The following is a 17,850-nucleotide window of genomic DNA, read 5'->3' on the forward strand; positions in this document are numbered from 1 at the left end:
CGGCATCGGCGGTGTGCTTCCGGCGCTTCCTTGAGGTGGAGGCCCCTTCCCCCGCGCGGGGGAGTCGGTTCACCCCGCCGAGGGATGCTCGGCTCCCCGGCCGGGTGGGACCTTCGAAGTGCGCAGCCGTTGAATCCACCGAGCGCCGGAACCAACCAGCGCCGGACCCACTCAGCGGTGAACCCACCAAGCGTCGGACCCACCATGCGAGGAGCGTCATGTCCACACCCAGGATCCTGATCGTCGGCGGGGGTTTCGCCGGGCTGGAGTGCGCGTACCGGCTGGAGCGCAGGCTGACCGCGCGGGAGGCCGAGATCACGATGGTCAGTGAGCAGAACCACCAGCTGTATCTGCCGCTGCTGCCGCAGGTCGCGGCGGGCAAGCTGACCGCGCAGTCCATCGCCGTGTCGCTGCGGCGGCTGCTGCGCCGCACGACGCTGGTGCCGGGCAGGGCCGTCGGCGTGGATCCTGCGGCCAAGGCCGTCGTGGTCCGCACCATCGACGAGCAGGTGCGCGCCCTGCGCTACGACTACCTCGTCCTCGCGCCCGGCAGCGTGACCCGGCAGTTCGACATTCCGGGGGTGGCCGAGCACGCGATCGGCATGAAGACCCTCGCCGAGGCGGCCTACCTCCGCGATCACGTCATCGGCCAACTCGACCTCGCCGCGGCGACGGACGACCCGGAGGAGCGGGCCGCACGACTGCGGTTCGTGGTGGTCGGCGGCGGCTACGCGGGAAGCGAGACCGCCGCCTACGTCCAGCGGCTGACCAGCCGCGCGGCCAAGCGCTACCCGGGACTCGACGCGTCGGAGATCCGCTGCCACCTGGTGGACCTGGCCCCGAAGCTGATGCCGGAGCTGGGGGACGCGCTGGGGAGGAAGGCGGTGCGCGTCCTGGAACGGCGGGGGGTGGAGATGTCCCTCGGCGTCTCGGTCGCCTCGGCGACCGAGGGGTCCGTCACCCTGACCGACGGCCGGACGCTGCCGTGCCGGACGCTGGTGTGGACCGCCGGGGTGGCCCCCAGCCCGCTGATCGCGACCCTGGACGCGGAGACCGAACGGGGGCGGCTGGTGACCCGCGCGGACCTGACCGTGCCCGGGTTCGACGGGGTGTACGCGCTGGGGGACGCCGCGTCCGTCCCGGACCTGGCGACCGGGGCCGACGCCGTCTGCGCACCCACCGCCCAACACGCCACCCGGCAGGGCAAGGCCGCGGCGATGAACGTGCTCTCCGCGATACGCGGCTTCCCGGGCGCCGACTACCGGCACCGGGACCTCGGCCTCGTGGTCGACCTGGGCGGCGCGCAGGCGGTGGCCAGGCCCCTGGGCGTCCCGCTGAGCGGGATCGTCGCGCAGGGGGTGACCACCGCGTACCACCTGATGGCGCTGCGCACGCTGACCGCGCGTTCCCGGGCCGTCGGCGGCTGGCTGCTCAACGCGCTGGCGGGGGACGACTACGTACGCATCGGGCTCCAGGCGGAGCAGGAGTCGACGCTCGATCACTTCGAGAGCAGGAAGGGGTACTTGAGCCGGGCAGAAGTGCGGGAACTCACGGACAGGTAGGTACGGCCAGAACGCCGGATCACAGGAGGCCCCCCTGCGGCCGGCTGAGGCACGCGGGGGCTTTGTGGGCCACCTTTCGTGGCCGCCGATGAGTTTCCCCGCCCGCTCCGGTCTTACGGGTGAACGCCGAGGAGCGGAGGCAGGAAATGGGCAGGACCACGCACATCACCCAGGTGGCCACGATCGCGATCCACGTCACCGACCAGCAGAAGGCGGTCGAGTTCTACGTCGGTGAACTCGGCTTCGAGGTACGCCGGGACGCGCCGTTCGGCGAGGGGCGCTGGATCGAGGTGGCACCACCCGGGGCGACGACGACCGTCGCGCTCGTCCTGAAGGGGATTCCGGCCGGTATCCGGCTGACCACCCGGGACGCCGACGCCGACCACGCGGAGCTGGGCACGCGCGGCGTCGACACGGACGCGGAGGTCCTGCGGATGGGGCCCTCGGCACCGCCGATGTTCACGGTGCGCGACCCGGACGGCAACACACTCATTCTCGTCGAGGGTTCCTGAGGGGGCGGGCCGCAAGGGGCGCGCGGTCGGGCCGGACTCCCCGGTCGGCGCGCGCCCCGGCACGTCCCGTGTCACCCGTGAGTGCGTCGGCGACCCCAGCCGACGGCAGCGCGGCTCCCGCCCGGGTCTTGCGGACCGCGCCCCGCGTCGTCGATCGTCGTGCCCATGGGGATGCTGACGACCTGCCTGGTCTCGCTGGCCGTGGTGAACGTCGTGCTCGGGCTGGCGACCCGGCCGTGGCGGCGGTGGATGGAGGCCCGGGCGGTCCGGCAGGTGCGGGCGTGGCCGGGGCTCGACGCGTACCACCGGGACCTGCTGAGCACCTCCGAACCCCTGTGCGCGACCGACCACCAGCCGGGCAGGCTGCTGAAGAACGCCTGCCGCGCCGCCCCGGTGGCCGTCCGCCTGTTGGACGAGGCCGGGCTGCTCGACGTCCCCGGCATGCGGCTGGCGGAGAACGCGGCCGAACCGGCCCACCCGGTCACGGCAGCCGCGTACCGCGTCATCGCCGGGTACGGATCCGTCAGCGACCGCCCCCGCGTCGGCGACATCGGCCGTCACGCCGACTTCCAGGCGGCCGTCCGCACCCACCTGACCGGCCTTCTCCTCCACGCCCCCGCCACCCGGATCCACGTGGGCACCACCCTCAACGACCTGGCCCTGTGGTGCTACGGCCTCGGCGCGGCGGCCCCCGCCGTACACGCCTTCCTCCTCCTGCGCCGCATCGACCCCGACGACACCTACATCCTCCAGGGTTCCTTCGTAGCCGCCTCCCTCGTCTTCGTGGCGGCCCTGATCGTGCTCACGGCCCAGGCGGGCAACACCTGGCACCCCCTCGCGGAACTGGAGACCCCCACCGCCCTCAAGGAACTCGCCCCGCCCCGCTAGGACCCGCAGGTGTCCGCACGGACACGGGCATGGGCACAGGCGGCCCGGGCAGGATTCCCCGGCCGTCGCCGCGACGGCGTGATTCCGCAGGAGGCTCGCATGGTCCCGGACCGCATCGCCCTCGATCCCCATCTGGACCTCCAGGAACAGGCCCGGCTGCTGCGCGCGCACGGCAGCGTCGTCCCCGCCTCCTGGCCGGGCGGCGTGGAGTGCTGGGCCGTCGTCGGCTACGCGGAGCTGGAGGCGGCCCTGACCCAGCCGCTCTTCGCCCGCTCCCCCCGTCACTGGCGGGCACTGCGGGACGGGGAGATCCCTCGGGACTGGCCGATGCGGGACCACCTCGACCGGCAGTGGATGCTCACCTCGGACGGGGCCGAGCACTCCAGGCTGCGCAGGGCGGCGGCGGGTGCCTTCGCCCCCCGCCGGGTCAAGGCGCTCGCCCCGTCCGTGACCGCCGTCGTGGACCGGCTGCTCGACGGCGTCGACCCGGCGGCGGGGCCGGTGGACCTCCGCGAGGAGTTCGCGCTGCCCCTCGCCCTGGGCACCCTGTGCTCCCTGCTCCGCGTACCCGACGACGAAAGGCCCCGGGTCACGGCGCTCGTCTCCCGTGCCCTGTCCCGGGCGGCCCTGACGCCCGAGGAATCGCGTCTGCTCAGCGCCGAGATCCGCGCCTGCCTCGACCATCTGCTGACCCGGCCGGTCGCCCCCGGCGAGGACGGCGGTCTGGTGGCCGACCTGCGGGAGTCGGCCGACTCCGAGGGCGGGCTCAGTCAGCAGGAGGCACGCGACACCTTGTGGCTGTTCCTCGCCGCCGGTTTCGACACGACGGTGGCCGCCCTCGTCAACACGGTGCGCGCCCTGCTGGAGCACCGCGACGAACTGGACCGTGTCCTGGCCGGAGAGGTGTCCTGGGACCAAGTGCTGGAGGAGGCCCTGCGTTACGACGCCAGCGTCTTCGCCCTGCCGTTCGCCTTCGCGCGCGAGGACGTCACGCTCGGCGGGCAGCACATCCGGGCCGGTGACGCGCTGCTGCTGTGCTACGCGGCGGCGAACCGGGACCCGTCCCGCGAGGGCGGCGGCTCCTCCTTCCGGCTCCCCGGCCCGGGCGGCCCGGGCGGCCCGCACCTGGCCTTCGGCCGGGGCCCGCACTTCTGCCTCGGCGCACCCCTGGCCCGCCTCCAGCTCCGTACGGCGCTCTCCGCGCTCTTCGCCCGCTTCCCCGCGCTGCGGCTGGCGGACGCGCCGGGGCCGACCGTCCCGTCGCTGACGATCAACACGGTCACCTCGCTGATGGTGTCCGCCTGACCAGCCCGAAGGCGGTGGGGCACGGAAGGGTGACTGGAGGTGCCGGAACGCCGGAGCCGGGCAATCCTGGTCGCAACGGCCCGGCCGCCGGGCCCCCTAGGAGACCGTGATGGCCGAGAACGACCGAGCCCGGACCGACCGGAAACCGAGCAGCAAGCGCCCGAACATCTCGCCCCGGCTCGTCGCGGGCGTGCTGATCGTCGCCCTGGCGCTCTGGTTCGTACTGATCAACAACCGCTCCGTCCGCATCCACTTCTGGATTCCCTGGGCGGAAGCCCCCATGTGGTTCGTGCTCGGCGCCACCTTCCTGGCCGGGGCCGTCACCGCCTGGCTGCTGGGCCGCAGGAAGAAGTAGCCCGGGGCCTGTGAGACGGCGGGACTACGCGTCCGCTGCGGCCGGGGTGCGGGAGTCGACGTCGTCCATGAAGTCCAGCATCCGGCCGTTGACCAGGTCCGGGTGGTCGATCTGCGGACCGTGCCCGGTCGCCGCGACGATCTCGGCGCGCGCTCCCGGTATCAGGCGCGGTACGCGCTCCAGCTGGCGCTGCGGGTGTACGAGCAGGCTGCGCTTGCCCATGATCAGGTTGAACGGCGTGCGCAGCGAGCCCAGTTCCGCGTCGGACAGCGGCAGCGGAGCCGGGCGGCGGACGCGGAAGGCGCGGGCGCCGAGCTGCACCCACCTGCGCAGCTCGGGAACGGCGATGACGGGCTGTTCCAGCCAGGAGGCCAGGCGCGGGCGCAGCGCCTTGGGCGCGAAGCTGGCGAAGAGGCTGACGAAGACCCAGGCGAAGAAGCGCAGGCCGACCTTCTCCAGGCCGCCGGGGTCGAGGGCGGTGACGGAGGCGAGGCGTTCGGGCCGCCGGTGGGCCTGGTTGATGACGAGCCAGCCGCCGTAGGAGGAACCGACGAGGTGGACCCTGTCGAGGCCGAGGGCGTCGAGGGCCTCGTCCATCCACCGGGCGGCGCGCTCGGGCTGCCACATCGGTTCGCGCTGGACGCTGCGGCCCGCGTCGCCGGGGGTGTCGAGGGAGTAGACCGGGCGTTCGGCGCTGAGCCCGGGGGTGTTGGGGTACCACATGGCGGAGCTGTAGCCCGCGCCGTGGATCAGGACGATCGGCGTACGGGCGTCGGCGACGGGGTCGGCGGTCCCGTACCGGTAGACGTGCGTGGTGCCGAAGCTGGTCTCCACGTCCGTCTCGGAGCGGATGGGTGCGCCCATCGCGTAGAGCTCGTCGGCGGCCGCGAAGTAGCGGTCGCGCAGCTCGTCGCTGACGTAGCGGCCGACGTCGCGGCGCAGGCGGGTCGCGTTCTCGGGCATGGGGCACCTCCGGGGCAGGACCGGTATTTGTGATACGACCGTACCACGATGCTGGTACAGCGGTACCATGAAGAAGTCCGGTCCGCACCGGGCGGCGACCACCACCTCACTACGGGCCGGAGACTGTACGGATGCCGAAGCGCGTTGACCACGAGGAACGGCGCACCCAGATCGCCGAGGCGCTCATCCAGGCCGCGGGACGTCAGGGGCTGCACGCCGTCGGCATGCGCGACGTCGCCGCCGAGGCCGGGGTGTCGCTGCGCCTCGTCCAGTACTACTTCGAGACCAAGGAGAAGCTGCTCTTCTACGGGCTCCAGCACCTGACCCGACGCTTCACGGCCCGGGTCGGCGCGCGCCTCGCCGCAGCCGGCCCCGACCCCGGCCCGCGCACGACCGTCGAGGCGCTGCTGCTGGCCTCGCTGCCCACCGACGAGGAGGGCCGCACCTTCCACCTGCTCTACAGCTCGTACTCGATCCTGTCCGTCACCGACCCGGCCCTCGCCTCCCAGCCCTTCACCGACGACCCCGACGCCGCCGAGAACGCCCTGACCGGACTGATCGGGCAGGCACAGGAGACGGGCCTCGCCGACCCCGCCGTCGACGCGCGGACGGAGGCCGTCAGCCTGCTCGCCATGACCGCGACCCTGGGCACCAGCATCCTCGTCAACCAGCGCACACCGGAGTCGGCACTCGCGGTGCTCGACCACCACCTGAACCGGATCTTCAGCACGGCGCCCTAGAACTTCTCAGCGGGTGGTGGGCCAGGTGCGCAGCAAGGCGTCGAGCGCGTGCAGGATCTCCGTCCAGCTCTCCTGCGCGTCGGGGGCGCTGTGGCTGAAGCTCCCGGCGGACTCCAGGGTGACGTAACCGTTGAAGACGCTGCCCAACAGCCGTACCGCGTGCGTCTGGTGGGGTTCGGCGAGGTCGTATCCGCGCAGGATCGCCCGCGTCATCCGCGCATGCCGTACGCCCGCACTGGCAGCCGCCGTCTCGGAGTCGAGCGGGAACCGGGCGGCGGTGAAGCGCCCCGGGTGGGCGAGGGCGTAGTCGCGGTAGACGTTCGCGAAGGCGGTCAGCGCATCCATGCCCGCCCGCCCGGCCACGGCGGCGGACACCTGGTCGGCGAGTTCTTCCAGGGCCAGCAGGGCGATCCGGGTCTTGAGGTCGTGGGCGTTCTTGACGTGCGAGTACAGGCTCGCGGTCTTGACCCCGAACCGCCGGGCCAGTTCCGCCGGGGTCGTCTGCTCGAACCCGATCTCGTCCGCCAGGTCGGCGCCCGCCCGCACCAGTCGCTCCGTGGTCAGTCCTACCCGCGCCATGCCGATCCTCCGAATCGCTTCCCACCCCTACGTATGTTGATTATGCATTTGCCTAATCCCATTAGCCAACTTAGCGTGTCCGTTATGAAGCCACTCACCGAGCGGGAAATCCGCAACGCGTTCGTGAACTGCACCAAGGGCGAGGCCAAGCGCCTGCACGTGCCCCGTGACCTGGAGGACCGCCCCTGGGACGATCTGGACTTCCTGGGCTGGCGAGATCCCCAGGCCCCCGACCGGGCCTATCTCGTCGCCGAACTCGACGGCCGTACCGTCGGCGTCCAGCTCCGCACCTCCGGCGCGGGCTCCTGGCAGACGCGGCGCAGCATGTGCTCGGTGTGTGTGACCACTCACACCGGGGGCGTCTCCCTGATGGTCGCACCGAAGGCGGGGAAGGCCGGGCAGCAGGGCAACTCGACCGGCATCTACCTCTGTAGCGACCTGGCCTGCTCCCTGTACGTACGCGGAAAGAAGGACGCCGGGGCCGGATCGCGGCTCCACGAGTCCCTCACCCTGGAGGAGAAGGCGCAGCGGACGCTGACGAACCTCGCGGCGTTCGTCGCCACCGTGACCTCCTGAGGCCGGTGCCGTCGGCGACACGCCTGACAGGACGTCAGCGCCGGTGACCACGACCCCGTCCCGCTCGGTGCTACAGTCGTGCTCGATCGATCTCGATCGCAGGATTGTTACTCCCCGAGGACGTCACCGTCATCGCCCCAGGCGATGCGACGGAGGCGCACCGCTTGAGGGGAGGCAAGGCCCTGGGACGCGCCGCGTGCGCGACCCGGGCCTTTTTTGTTGCCCGAATCCGGCGTGAGAGGTCGCGGACCGATCCAGCACGGCACGTGCCACCAGATGCAAGGACGCATCATGAACACACACGCACAGGGACCCGAGACACTCGCGGAGAAGATTCTCCGCGGCGTCGGCGGAGCCGCGAACATCGAGAGCCTCACGCACTGCGCGACGCGGCTGCGCTTCCAGCTCCACGACGGGGACAAGGTCGACAAGGCCGCCCTGGACGCCCTCGACGGTGTCATGGGAACGGTCGCCCAGTCCGGCGACCGCTTCCAGATCGTGATCGGCGGGGCCGTCGCACGCGTCTACTCCGAGATCATGAACCTGCCGTCGATGACCGGCGGCGGTACGCCCCGCCCGACGTCCGACGCCGAGGTCAAGGCGGCGATGCGGGCCAAGAGCCGCGGCCGCTACGGCTGGGTCGACAACTTCTTCGAGTACCTCTCGGACTCGTTCCGCCCGCTCATGGGCGTGCTGCTCGGCTCCTCGCTGATCATCGCGATCGCCTCCGTCCTCGACGCCTTCGACGTGATCGACTTCCGGGCCGCGGACAAGTCCGCGACCTGGGTGTTCGTCGACGCGATGTGGCGCTCGGTGCTGTACTTCCTGCCGATCTTCGTCGCGTACAACGCGGCCAAGAAGCTGAAGATCGACCCGTGGGTGGGCGCGGCCGTGATGGCCGCGGTGATGACCCCGAACTTCACGGGCATGCTCAACAAGGACTCCGGGATCCCCGGCATCACCTGCACCACCAACCAGACGCTGGGCACCCAGGAGTGCGTGGCGCACGTCTTCGGGCTGCCGATGCAGCTGAACGACTACGGCGGCCAGGTGTTCGTGCCGCTGCTGATGGTCGCCCTGCTGGCCCTGGTCTACAAGGGGCTCCAGCGCGTCTTCCCGGAGAACGTGCACATGGTCTTCGTGCCGTTCTTCAGCATGCTGATCATGATCCCGGTGACCGCCTTCCTCATCGGCCCCATGGGCGTCTGGGCGGGCAACGGCCTCGGCGAGGGCCTCTCCTGGCTCAACGGCAACGCCCCGATCGTCTTCGCGATCCTCATCCCGCTGCTGTACCCGTTCCTGGTGCCGCTGGGCCTGCACTGGCCGCTCAACGCGCTCATGCTCGTGAACATCAACACCCTCGGCTACGACTTCATCCAGGGCCCCATGGGCGCCTGGAACTTCGCCTGCTTCGGCGCGACCGCCGGTGTGCTGCTGCTCTCGATCCGCCACCGCGAGAAGGAGATGCGCCAGACCGCCACGGGCGCCCTGGCCGCGGGTCTGTTCGGCGGCATCTCCGAGCCTTCGCTGTACGGCATCCACCTGCGCTTCAAGCGGATCTACCCGCGCATGCTGGTCGGCTGCCTCGTGGGCGGTGTGCTCGTGGGCGTCCTGGGCGGCGTCGACACCAACGCGTTCGCCTTCACCTCGCTGCTGACCATCCCGGTCTTCACGCCGATGGCCACGTACGGCATCGCGATCACGGCGGCCTTCTTCACCTCGATGGCGCTCGTGTACTTCTCCGACTTCCGCACCCCGGCGGAGCGCGCCGAGGCCAACGCCGAGCGTGACGCGGTCGAGGGCGCCGCCCGAGCAGAGGGCGCGGCGGCCGAGGAGCGCGAGCTGGTCTCCGTGGGCGCTTCCGTCGGCGCGGCCCCGGTGGCTTCCACCGACTCCGTGGTCAGGGCCACCCTTCCGACCGCTGCCTCCGCCGTCTCCGCCGCGCCCCGGGACGTCGTCCTCGCCGCGCCCGTCGCGGGCCGGGTCGTCGCTCTCGACGAGGTCCCGGACCCGGTCTTCGCCTCCCGCGCGCTCGGCGAGGGCGTGGGCATCGAGCCGACCGACGGCCGTATCGTCGCCCCGGTCGGCGGCGAGCTGGTGACCACCGCCGTCACCGGCCACTCCTTCGGCATCCGCACCGAGGACGGCGTCGAGGTGCTCGTCCACGTCGGCATCGACACGGTGCAGATGAAGGGCGAGGGCTTCGACGTACGGGTCGAGCCCGGTCGGCAGGTGTCGGCCGGCGACCTCCTCGCGGTGGTCGACCTCGACGCGGTCCGTGCCGCCGGGCACCCGACCGTCACCCTCATGACGGTGCCCAACACCGCGGACTTCGCCTCGGTCGAGCCGCACGTCGGGCAGGACGTCTCCGCCGGGGCACCTGTGGTGACCGTACGGCGCTAACTCCCCCTGATCCGGTGCCCGCAGACGTCCCCTCGTGGGACGCCTGCGGGCACCGCGTCGATGCGGGGGGGGTGGCACGAGCACGGCAGACAATGCGAGATCATTGGTCGGAAATCGGACCACGGACGAAAAGGCGGACCGGACTTGAAAGCGCTGCGCGTCCTGAACAACAACGTGGTCCTCGCACGCGACGAGAAGGGCCAGGAGGTCATCCTCACCGGGCGCGGCATCGGCTTCAACGCCCGCCAGGGCAAGCCCGTCGACCCCTCGCTGATCGTGCGGGTCTTCGTCCCGTCCGACGGCCGCGACCCCGACCACCTGGCCGAGGCCCTCGCCCTCGTCGGCGAGGAGGTCCTGCGGGCCGTGGTGATCGCGCTGGGCGAAGTCGGCATCGAGGGCCGCGAGTCCACCCGCCCCACCCTCGCCATCGCCGTGGCCGACCACGTCGCCGGAGCGCTGGACCGCGCCCAGCGCGGCATCGTCATCGAGTACCCGCTGCGCGCCGAGGCCCAGGCCCTGTACGCCGCCGAGTACGCCCAGGCACAGCGCCTGCTGGCGGCCATCAACGAGCGCGTTGACCCGAAGCTGGACCCCTCCGAGGCGACCGCGCTCACGCTGCACCTGGTCAACGCGGGCTTCGCCTCGGGCGATCTGTCCTTCACGTACACGATGACCGGCGTCATCCAGCAGATGCTCGCCGTCGTGCAGAAGCAGTACGGGCTTGAGGTCTCGCAGGAGTCCATGAGCGCGGCGCGGTTCATCACCCACGTGCGCTACCTCTTCGTACGCATCCAGCAGCACCGGCAGCTGAAGGGCCACGAGTCCACGATCGGTACGGGGATCCGCCGCCACTACCCGGAGGCGACCCGCACCGCACAGCGCTTGGCGACGATCGTCGAGATGCGGTTGGGGGAGGCGCTGAGTGAGGACGAGGTGTCGTACTTGGCGCTTCATGTGGCGCGGATGACCATGGACGCGGACGGCGACGAGGCGGTCTGAGCGGGGCCCCCGTCAGGGGCGCTGTGTCACTGTGCGGCTGCGCCGCGTGGCCGCTCCCGGCTTCGCTGGGGCTGGGGTGTGCGCCCCGTTAGGGGCGCGGGGCTGTATCACTGTGCGGCTGCGCCGCGTGGGCGCTCCCTACTCGCTTGGGCTTGCGGGAACGTGCCCCTTTAGGGGCGCGGGGAACTGCGCGCCCAGCCCCAACGCACCCGTACGTACGACCCCCAAGCCTCGCGAGTTTAGGTGAAGGATGGGGTCTCCCCTGCTCGAACGAAGTTGAGAGCTTGGGGAAGGGTCTGGGGCGGCCCGCCGCAGGCGCACCGGGGTGCGGCGCACCCATGGGGCGAGGTAACGGCGGGCGGCTCCGGGGTGGGCCCGGAGCGGAGGGGGCCGCCCCCTTGCCCGCCCGTTCCGCCCCCGGGGGGCGGCCCCGCCGCCCAAGGGGACGAGGCAAAGCGGAGCCCCAGGAGGCTAAGCGGAAGCGGAGGGGCGGAGCCCGGAGGGGGCTGGGCAGGGTCCGCCCTTCGCAGCGGACGCAGGGAGGCGAGCGCGTTGCCTTTGGCCAGGGGCTCCAGCAGGTGGTGACCCGAGGTCTCCCGTCGGCAGGACTCAGGTCGCCGCACCGCAGAAGGACGGCGGACAGGGGCGCCCCGCCCGGGGGTGGGGCGCCACAGTCAACGGTCGGGGTTCGGGATCAGAGGATGAACACGCTCTGGGCCGTCTCCGTGTGGTACGTCTCCCCCGGGTAGACCAGCCACTCGACCTGGCCGGTGCAGTCCGGACCGGAGTGGACCTCGGCGATGGCATCGGTGTGGTTGGTCACCGAGGACGGGAACCAGTCGACGGCGTAACAGCCGCTCGGATCCTCGTACGCGTCGCCGTTGACGATCAGCACTCCTTCCGCCGCGTACGCCGAACCGGGCATCGCGACCAGCAGTGTCGTGGCGGCTGCCAGTGCCCCCAGGGCCGTGGCGATACGTCGTCGCATCATGGTGAGCTCTCTTCACTGGAACGGGCCGCGCGGGATGCGACCCATGAAGTCACTCATCGTAGCCACATGAATGCATTGCGTATTCGGCGTGCGGGAGCACGCACTCCACCACCGAGTGCGCCGCCTGGCTTCGACGGGTCGGGGAAGCCGGGTTTGGCGGAGCGCTACGGGGTGTACACGGCAGTGCTTCCGTACAGCTCCTTGGTGAAGCCGGACACGTACGACTGCCGGTTGGAGCCGTCGAGGTTGTAGGTGAGATAGACGCCGTAGTTCTCGCTGACGGTCCGCCGGGCGAGGCTTGCCGCGGTGCTCGCGGACGTCGCGCCGATGTCGACGGCCGCGGGCGAGAGGCCCGACTTGGGGAGCGCGATGGCGGGCACCTGCCAGGTGCCGTACCAGGGGTTCCAGGCGTAGTTGAACTTCGACGAGACGTTCACGCCGCCGTAGGAGAGCCGCGACGCGGACGGGCCGATGTTGTAGAGGGAGATCAGCTTGCCCGGCATGTTGGCGCGCAGCGCGGTGACCAGGTGGACGAAGGAGGAGGCGTTGGGCTGACCGGTGCCGTTCTTCCCGTACTCGGCGTACTCGTCGTCGAAGTCGATGCCGTCCAGGCCGTACGTGGTGACGGTGTCGGAGAGCTGCTTGGCGAAGGCGGAAGCCGCCGTCTGGGAGGGGAAGTTGGCGAAGCCCGCGCCCTCGTGGTTGCCGAGGACCGACAGCACGACCTTGATGCCCTTGGCCTGCAACGGCCGTATCTGCGTCTGCGCGTTGTCCAGGACGCGCTTCACGTTCTCGTTGAAGTGCAGGTAGGCCGACTTCTTGGTGGTGTCGTAGTTGATGTTGGCGGCGAAGATGACGGCGACGTCGAAGACGTTGCCGCCGCCGCCCGCGAGGGTGTACTTGCCGACGTTGAGCATGCTGTTGCTGTTCACTTCGACGTACGCGACGGAGATCGGACCCTTCTTGGCCATGGCGGGCGCCGTCGAAGGGGTGTCCGCCGCCACGGCGGGGGTGGTCGCCGTCGCACCGGCCATGAGCGTCACCGCCAGCAGGGCGAGGGCGGCTGTCCGTAACCTGTTGCGGCCGAGAGTGCGCATGGTGGGTCCTCTTTCTCTTCGAGGGGATCGGTGCACGGGTGGGACGGTGTGCGGGCGGGTCAGTGGTCGAGGAGGCCGATCAGGCCCGCCGGGAGGAACGTCGGACGGTGTGGTTGTCCCACCTGGTACGACACGAAGCCGAGCGAGGCGGCGACCTTGACCTCTGCGGGGTTCTCGCCCTGGAAGACGAGTCGGCAGTCGCCCGAGCCCGCCCTGGCACGCTGCCAGAGGGTGGCGGCGGGCTTGCGTTCCGCCTCGGTGCGCGGGGTGAGGACGCGGTCGCCGAAGTCCTTCCAGGCGAAGGGAGTCGAGCCGCGCCACGTGGCGTCGACCTCGGTCCTCAGCCGGGCGGCGCGTTCGGCGTCGGTCGCACCCCAGGCGGACGGGACGTTGGTGATCAGACCGACCGTGATGTGGCGTTCGTGCAGGGAGCGCAGGTAGGCGGCGGCCCGGGACTGGTAGCCGGTGCTGCCGTCCTCGGCGGTGTGGATGAGGGTTTCACCCAGGTCGAAGTACACGACGGGGCAAGGGAGTTGGGTACGCGCGGAAGCGTTCTCCGTGCTCGCGTCCGGGGATTGCGCGGCGGAGGCGGTGGCGCAGAGCGCGGTCGTCGCCAGGGCTGCTGCCAGAGCGAGGCCGATGCGGGCCGGGTGGGCGGGTCTCTCCGTGGGGCTCTTCGGGCTCTTCGTGGGGCTCTTCACGGCGTCGTCGCCCTTCTGCTTGCGCACCGTGAGGGGTGCGCCGAGGTCCGGAGCGGTGCAGGGTACCGCCGGGGAACGTCCCGTGGCGGCGGTGGGCCCGGGAGTTCACTCGCGCCTCTCGGGCCCCCCGCGCTCTACCCCTGATTGCCGCACGGCACACGCACGGGCGCGGCTCCGTTCAGGCCGACGGCCACGCCAACGGGAGAACGCCACCGTGGGTCCGCCCTGTGCGCGAAGCCGAAGCCCGGGAGGATCACGACGAGAACGACGGGCCGGGTGGAGTGCCGTATTCGATACGGCAGTCGGCCACGATCAGTACGGCAGTCGGCCGCGTTCGGGTACGGCGTTCGGCCGCGCCGGGTGACGCACCGGCCCGAGGAGCGGGTGGTGCGTCACCCGGCGCGGTGCGTCAGCGGCTCAGGCCCTGGAAGCGCCGTACCGCCAGGGGGAAGAACACGGCGACCAGAACCGCGGGCCAGGCCACCGCGAGGAGTCCGGCGTTCTCGGCCGCCCAGGAGGTGCCTGTCCCGCCCGGGTTGCCGAACAGACCGCGTACCGAGGTGGCCGTCGCGGACATCGGATTCCACTCGACGATCGCGCCCAGCCAGGCGGGCATCGACTCGGGGGAGGCGATGGCGTTGGAGAGGAAGCTGACGGGCCAGACCAGGATCTGCACCGCCTGCACCAGTTCCGGCTTGCCCGCGACCATCGCCAGGTGGATGCCGATCCACAGCATCGCGAAGCGCAGGAGGAGGAGCAGGCCGACGGCTCCGAGGAAGGAGGCGAAGCCGTTGTGCCAGCGCCAGCCGATGACGTAGCCGACGCCGATCATCACGGTCAGGCCGACCACCGACTGGAGCATGTCGGCGATGCTCCGTCCGACCAGGACCGCGCCCGAGTTCATCGGCATCGCGCGGAACCGGTCGATGACGCCCTTGCCGAGGTCCTGGGTGACCGAGAGCATCGTCGCTTCGAGGCCGAATGCCATGGTCATGGTGAGCATGCCGGGGACCAGGTAGGCCGTGAAGTCGCCTTCGACGCCCCGGCCGCCGCCGATGAGGTAGCTGAACATCAGCAGCATCATGACGGGAAAGACCAGCCCGACGACGACCTGTACGGGCTGCCTGGCCCAGTGCGCCAGTTCGCGCCGGGTCATCGTCCAGGAGTCGGCGGCGGCCCAGCCCAGCACGGGGGCCTTGACGCGGGGGGTGCGGGCGGCGGTTTCGTGGGGTGTGCTCAGGTGGGTCGTGCTCATGCGGCGTCCTCCTTCGTGAGGTGCAGGAAGACCTCGTCGAGCGTGGGGCGGCGTACCGCGACGTCCTGGGCGTCGATGTCGGCCGCCTCCAGGGCCCGTACGGTCTCGGTCAGTGCTGTCATGCGGTCGCTGACCGGGGCGCTGATCAGCAGCCGGTCCTCGTCCACGGTGGCTTCGCCGGGCAACAGCGAGGCGGCGAGCGCCAGTTGGGCCGGGTCGTGCAGGACGACGTCGATGCGGTCGCCGCCCGTCCTGGACTTCAGCTCGTCCGCGGTGCCGTCGGCGATGACCTTGCCGTGGTTGATCACCGAGATCCGGTCGGCCAGTTGGTCGGCCTCCTCCAGGTACTGCGTGGTCAGCAGTACGGTCGTGCCGCCGCCGACCAGGGAACGGACCGCGTTCCACACTTCCGTGCGGCCGCGCGGGTCGAGGCCGGTGGTGGGTTCGTCGAGGAAGAGCACCTCCGGTTCCGAGATGAGGGAGGCGGCGAGGTCGAGCCTGCGCCGCATGCCGCCGCTGTACTGCTTGACGGCCTTCTTTCCGGTGTCCGTGAGGTCGAACCGGGCGAGGAGTTCGTCGGCCTTCGCACCCGCGCGGCGTGCGCCCAGGTGGTAGAGGCGGCCGAACATCTCCAGGTTCTGGCGGCCGCTGAGCTCCTCGTCGACGGCGGCGTGCTGACCCAGCAGTCCGATGCGCGAGCGCACCTCGGCGGCGCGGGTCCTGACGTCGATCCCCGCCACCACGATGCGGCCCTCGTCGGGGCGCAGCAGCGTGGACATGATGCGGACGGACGTGGTCTTGCCCGCGCCGTTCGGTCCGAGGACCGCCTGGACGGTGCCGCGCGGGACGGTGAGATCGAGGCCGTCGAGGGCCTGCTTGTCCCCGTACTTCTTCCGCAGTCCTTCGGCGACGATCGCCGGATCGCGGTCGGTCAAGATGTTCCCCTCACCTTGGTGGTCAAACTTGACTAGCTCCGAGAAGGTAACCGGGGTTCCAGGATTAGTCAAACTTGATTACTGTTACGGTCTAGTCAACGTTGATCAACAAGTCAGGATGTGGGTGCTCATGTCGGTGATCCGGCTGCTGGTACTGGGGGCGGTGCGCCAGCACGGACGGGCCCACGGCTATCAGGTGCGCAACGACCTGGAGTTCTGGGGCGCCCACGAGTGGTCCAACGCGAAGCCGGGGTCGATTTACCACGCGCTCAAGCAGATGGCCAAGCAGGGACTCCTCGTCGCGCACGAGGTGGCGCCGAGCACGGTGGGCGGCCCGCCCCGGGTCGAGTACGAGGTCACCGACAAGGGCACCGAGGAGTACTTCACGCTGCTGCGCGAGTCCCTGACCTCGCACGACCAGAAGGTCGACGTGCTGTCGGCAGGCGTCGGCTTCATCGTCGACCTGCCGCGCGAGGAAGCCGTCGCGCTGCTCAAGGAGCGGGTCAGGGGGCTCGCGGACTGGCGGGCGGGGGTCACCGATTACTACCTGCCGGAGGCCGGGCCCGCCCAGCTCGGGCACATCGGCGAGATCATGAACATGTGGCTGCACCTGGCCGACAGCGGCGCGGAATGGACCCGCGGCCTGATCGCGCGGATCGAGGGCGGCGCGTACACCTTCGCGGGCGAGGGCGAACCCTTCGTGGGGGTGCTGGCGGAGGACGACCCGAACCCGTACGCGACGGGGCAGCCGCACCCCGGGGACGCAAGCTAGGACGCATCGTCCCCCCGCTTCGTCCCCCCGCTTCGTCCCCTCGCCTCGTCCCCTCGTCGGCGACCACAGCAAGGTGCAGATCACTCCATGAGCCACCTCCCGAACCGGCCTCCGGGCGAGCCCCGGAGCGGGCTCGGCGAGCCCCCGGGCCGTCCCCTCGACGTCCTCGTCACCGGTGGAGCCGGGTTCATCGGCTCCTGTTTCGTCCGGCTGCTCCTCGGGCCGGACGCGCCGCTGCCGGTCGCGTCGGTCACGGTCCTCGACGCGCTGACGTACGCGGGCAACCGGGCGAACCTCGCTCCGGTGGCCGACGACCCCCGGCTCGTCCTCGTGCACGGCGACATCCGGGACGCACGGCTCGTCGGCGAGCTGATGCCCGGCCGGGACGCGGTGGTGCACTTCGCGGCCGAGTCGCACGTCGACCGGTCCATCGCGGGCGCCGCCGAGTTCCTCGGCACCAACGTGCTGGGTACGGGCACCCTCCTGGACGGGGCACTGCGGCACTCCGTACGGACCTTCCTGCACGTGTCGACGGACGAGGTCTACGGTTCCGTGCCCCGGGGTTCGACGGACGAGGAGCACCCGCTGCGGCCCACGTCCCCCTACGCGTCCTCCAAGGCGTCCTCCGACCTGGTCGCGCTCTCGTACCACCGCACGCACTCTCTGGACGTCCGGGTCACCCGCTGCTCCAACAACTACGGTCCGTACCAGTTCCCCGAGAAGGTCGTCCCGCTGTTCACGACCCGGCTGCTGGACGGGCTCGACGTGCCGCTGTACGGGGACGGGCGCAACGTCCGGGACTGGCTGCACGTGGAGGACCACTGCCGGGCCCTGTGCACGGTCCTCGCCGACGGCCGTCCCGGGGAGGTCTACAACATCGGCAGCGGCACCGAACTGACCAACCGGGAGCTGACCGCACGGCTCCTGGACGCGTGCGGGGCCGACGAGAGCCGCGTCCGGCAGGTCGCCGACCGCAAGGCCCACGACCTGCGGTACTCCGTCGACGACGGCAAGATCCGCGCGGAACTGGGCTGGAAGCCGCAGCACACGATGGAGGAGGGGCTGGCGGCGACGGTCGCCTGGTACCGGGAGAACCGTGCGTGGTGGGAGCCGCTGAAGCTCCGGGCGCGGCTGCCGGGCGCGGAGGTCAGGCCGTAGGTCAGGCTCCGCGCACGGCTGCCGGGTGCGCAGCTCGTGCCCCGTGCGCGGGTCCGGCG

18 protein-coding genes are annotated in these 17,850 nt (G+C 71.1%); 11 read left to right on the forward strand and 7 right to left on the reverse strand.

Going from position 1 to position 17,850, the window contains the following annotated elements:
* The first annotated feature begins 218 nt into the window (after nucleotides 1-218).
* The 5 genes from OG897_RS33800 to OG897_RS33820 all read left to right on the forward strand — a co-directional run bounded on the left by OG897_RS33800 (nucleotide 219) and on the right by OG897_RS33820 (nucleotide 4,622).
* Nucleotides 219-1,562: an NAD(P)/FAD-dependent oxidoreductase gene (locus tag OG897_RS33800; RefSeq protein ID WP_266662986.1), complete on the forward strand. Its 1,344-nt coding sequence runs from the start codon at nucleotides 219-221 to the stop codon at nucleotides 1,560-1,562.
* 146 nt (nucleotides 1,563-1,708) lie between these two features.
* The gene (locus OG897_RS33805; RefSeq protein WP_266662987.1) at nucleotides 1,709-2,074 is read left to right on the forward strand and encodes a VOC family protein; all 366 of its coding nucleotides are present in this window, start codon (nucleotides 1,709-1,711) and stop codon (nucleotides 2,072-2,074) included.
* A 165-nt stretch (nucleotides 2,075-2,239) separates the two neighbouring features.
* Complete coding sequence (locus OG897_RS33810) at nucleotides 2,240-2,962, forward strand: hypothetical protein (RefSeq protein ID WP_266662989.1); 723 nt, start codon at nucleotides 2,240-2,242, stop codon at nucleotides 2,960-2,962.
* Between the two features lie 99 nt (nucleotides 2,963-3,061).
* Nucleotides 3,062-4,267, forward strand: coding sequence for a cytochrome P450 (locus tag OG897_RS33815; RefSeq protein ID WP_266662991.1), 1,206 nt, complete (start codon nucleotides 3,062-3,064; stop codon nucleotides 4,265-4,267).
* Nucleotides 4,268-4,376: 109 nt separating this feature from the next.
* Complete coding sequence (locus OG897_RS33820; RefSeq protein WP_266662993.1) at nucleotides 4,377-4,622, forward strand: LapA family protein; 246 nt, start codon at nucleotides 4,377-4,379, stop codon at nucleotides 4,620-4,622.
* Between the two features lie 24 nt (nucleotides 4,623-4,646).
* Here OG897_RS33820 and OG897_RS33825 read toward each other — a convergent pair whose 3' ends face one another.
* Nucleotides 4,647-5,585, reverse strand: coding sequence for an alpha/beta fold hydrolase (locus tag OG897_RS33825; protein WP_266662995.1), 939 nt, complete (start codon nucleotides 5,583-5,585; stop codon nucleotides 4,647-4,649).
* A gap of 131 nt (nucleotides 5,586-5,716) precedes the next feature.
* On the opposite strand from OG897_RS33825, the gene OG897_RS33830 reads away from it, so the two are divergent.
* On the forward strand, nucleotides 5,717-6,325 hold the full coding sequence (locus tag OG897_RS33830; protein ID WP_266662996.1) for a TetR/AcrR family transcriptional regulator: 609 nt from the start codon (nucleotides 5,717-5,719) through the stop codon (nucleotides 6,323-6,325).
* A gap of 6 nt (nucleotides 6,326-6,331) precedes the next feature.
* On the opposite strand, the gene OG897_RS33835 is transcribed toward OG897_RS33830, so the two are convergent.
* Nucleotides 6,332-6,904: a TetR/AcrR family transcriptional regulator gene (locus OG897_RS33835; RefSeq protein WP_266662997.1), complete on the reverse strand. Its 573-nt coding sequence runs from the start codon at nucleotides 6,902-6,904 to the stop codon at nucleotides 6,332-6,334.
* 84 nt (nucleotides 6,905-6,988) lie between these two features.
* Between OG897_RS33835 and OG897_RS33840 the strand changes: the two genes are divergently transcribed.
* The 3 genes from OG897_RS33840 to OG897_RS33850 all read left to right on the forward strand — a co-directional run bounded on the left by OG897_RS33840 (nucleotide 6,989) and on the right by OG897_RS33850 (nucleotide 10,882).
* The gene (locus OG897_RS33840; protein WP_266662998.1) at nucleotides 6,989-7,480 is read left to right on the forward strand and encodes an FBP domain-containing protein; all 492 of its coding nucleotides are present in this window, start codon (nucleotides 6,989-6,991) and stop codon (nucleotides 7,478-7,480) included.
* A gap of 291 nt (nucleotides 7,481-7,771) precedes the next feature.
* Nucleotides 7,772-9,883 carry a glucose PTS transporter subunit IIA gene (locus tag OG897_RS33845; RefSeq protein WP_266662999.1) on the forward strand — a complete coding sequence of 704 codons (2,112 nt, stop codon included), beginning with the start codon at nucleotides 7,772-7,774 and terminating at the stop codon, nucleotides 9,881-9,883.
* 144 nt (nucleotides 9,884-10,027) lie between these two features.
* The gene (locus tag OG897_RS33850) at nucleotides 10,028-10,882 is read left to right on the forward strand and encodes a PRD domain-containing protein (RefSeq protein WP_266663000.1); all 855 of its coding nucleotides are present in this window, start codon (nucleotides 10,028-10,030) and stop codon (nucleotides 10,880-10,882) included.
* A gap of 694 nt (nucleotides 10,883-11,576) precedes the next feature.
* Here OG897_RS33850 and OG897_RS33855 read toward each other — a convergent pair.
* From OG897_RS33855 to OG897_RS33875, 5 genes are all read right to left on the reverse strand, one after another.
* Entirely contained in the window at nucleotides 11,577-11,873 is a 297-nt protein-coding gene (locus OG897_RS33855; protein WP_266663001.1) for a hypothetical protein, read from the reverse strand.
* A 164-nt stretch (nucleotides 11,874-12,037) separates the two neighbouring features.
* Complete coding sequence (locus tag OG897_RS33860; protein ID WP_266663003.1) at nucleotides 12,038-12,970, reverse strand: endo-beta-N-acetylglucosaminidase H; 933 nt, start codon at nucleotides 12,968-12,970, stop codon at nucleotides 12,038-12,040.
* 59 nt (nucleotides 12,971-13,029) lie between these two features.
* A complete protein-coding gene (locus OG897_RS33865; RefSeq protein WP_266663005.1) occupies nucleotides 13,030-13,698 on the reverse strand; it encodes a hypothetical protein in 669 nt (222 codons plus the stop codon).
* Nucleotides 13,699-14,080: 382 nt separating this feature from the next.
* Nucleotides 14,081-14,827, reverse strand: a complete 747-nt coding sequence (locus tag OG897_RS33870) for an ABC transporter permease (protein WP_266663722.1) — start codon at nucleotides 14,825-14,827, stop codon at nucleotides 14,081-14,083.
* A gap of 95 nt (nucleotides 14,828-14,922) precedes the next feature.
* Nucleotides 14,923-15,861 (reverse strand): ATP-binding cassette domain-containing protein, encoded by a 939-nt coding sequence (locus OG897_RS33875; protein ID WP_266663007.1) that lies wholly within the window; start codon nucleotides 15,859-15,861, stop codon nucleotides 14,923-14,925.
* Between the two features lie 130 nt (nucleotides 15,862-15,991).
* Here OG897_RS33875 and OG897_RS33880 point away from each other — a divergent pair, with 130 nt between their 5' ends.
* Both OG897_RS33880 and rfbB read left to right on the forward strand, forming a co-directional pair.
* On the forward strand, nucleotides 15,992-16,633 hold the full coding sequence (locus tag OG897_RS33880; RefSeq protein ID WP_266663009.1) for a PadR family transcriptional regulator: 642 nt from the start codon (nucleotides 15,992-15,994) through the stop codon (nucleotides 16,631-16,633).
* Nucleotides 16,634-16,720: 87 nt separating this feature from the next.
* Nucleotides 16,721-17,791: a dTDP-glucose 4,6-dehydratase gene (rfbB, locus tag OG897_RS33885; RefSeq protein ID WP_266663011.1), complete on the forward strand. Its 1,071-nt coding sequence runs from the start codon at nucleotides 16,721-16,723 to the stop codon at nucleotides 17,789-17,791.
* Nucleotides 17,792-17,850: the final 59 nt, after the last annotated feature.

The sequence above is a fragment of the Streptomyces sp. NBC_00237 genome (assembly GCF_026342435.1).
Taxonomy (GTDB): Bacteria; Actinomycetota; Actinomycetes; order Streptomycetales; family Streptomycetaceae; genus Streptomyces.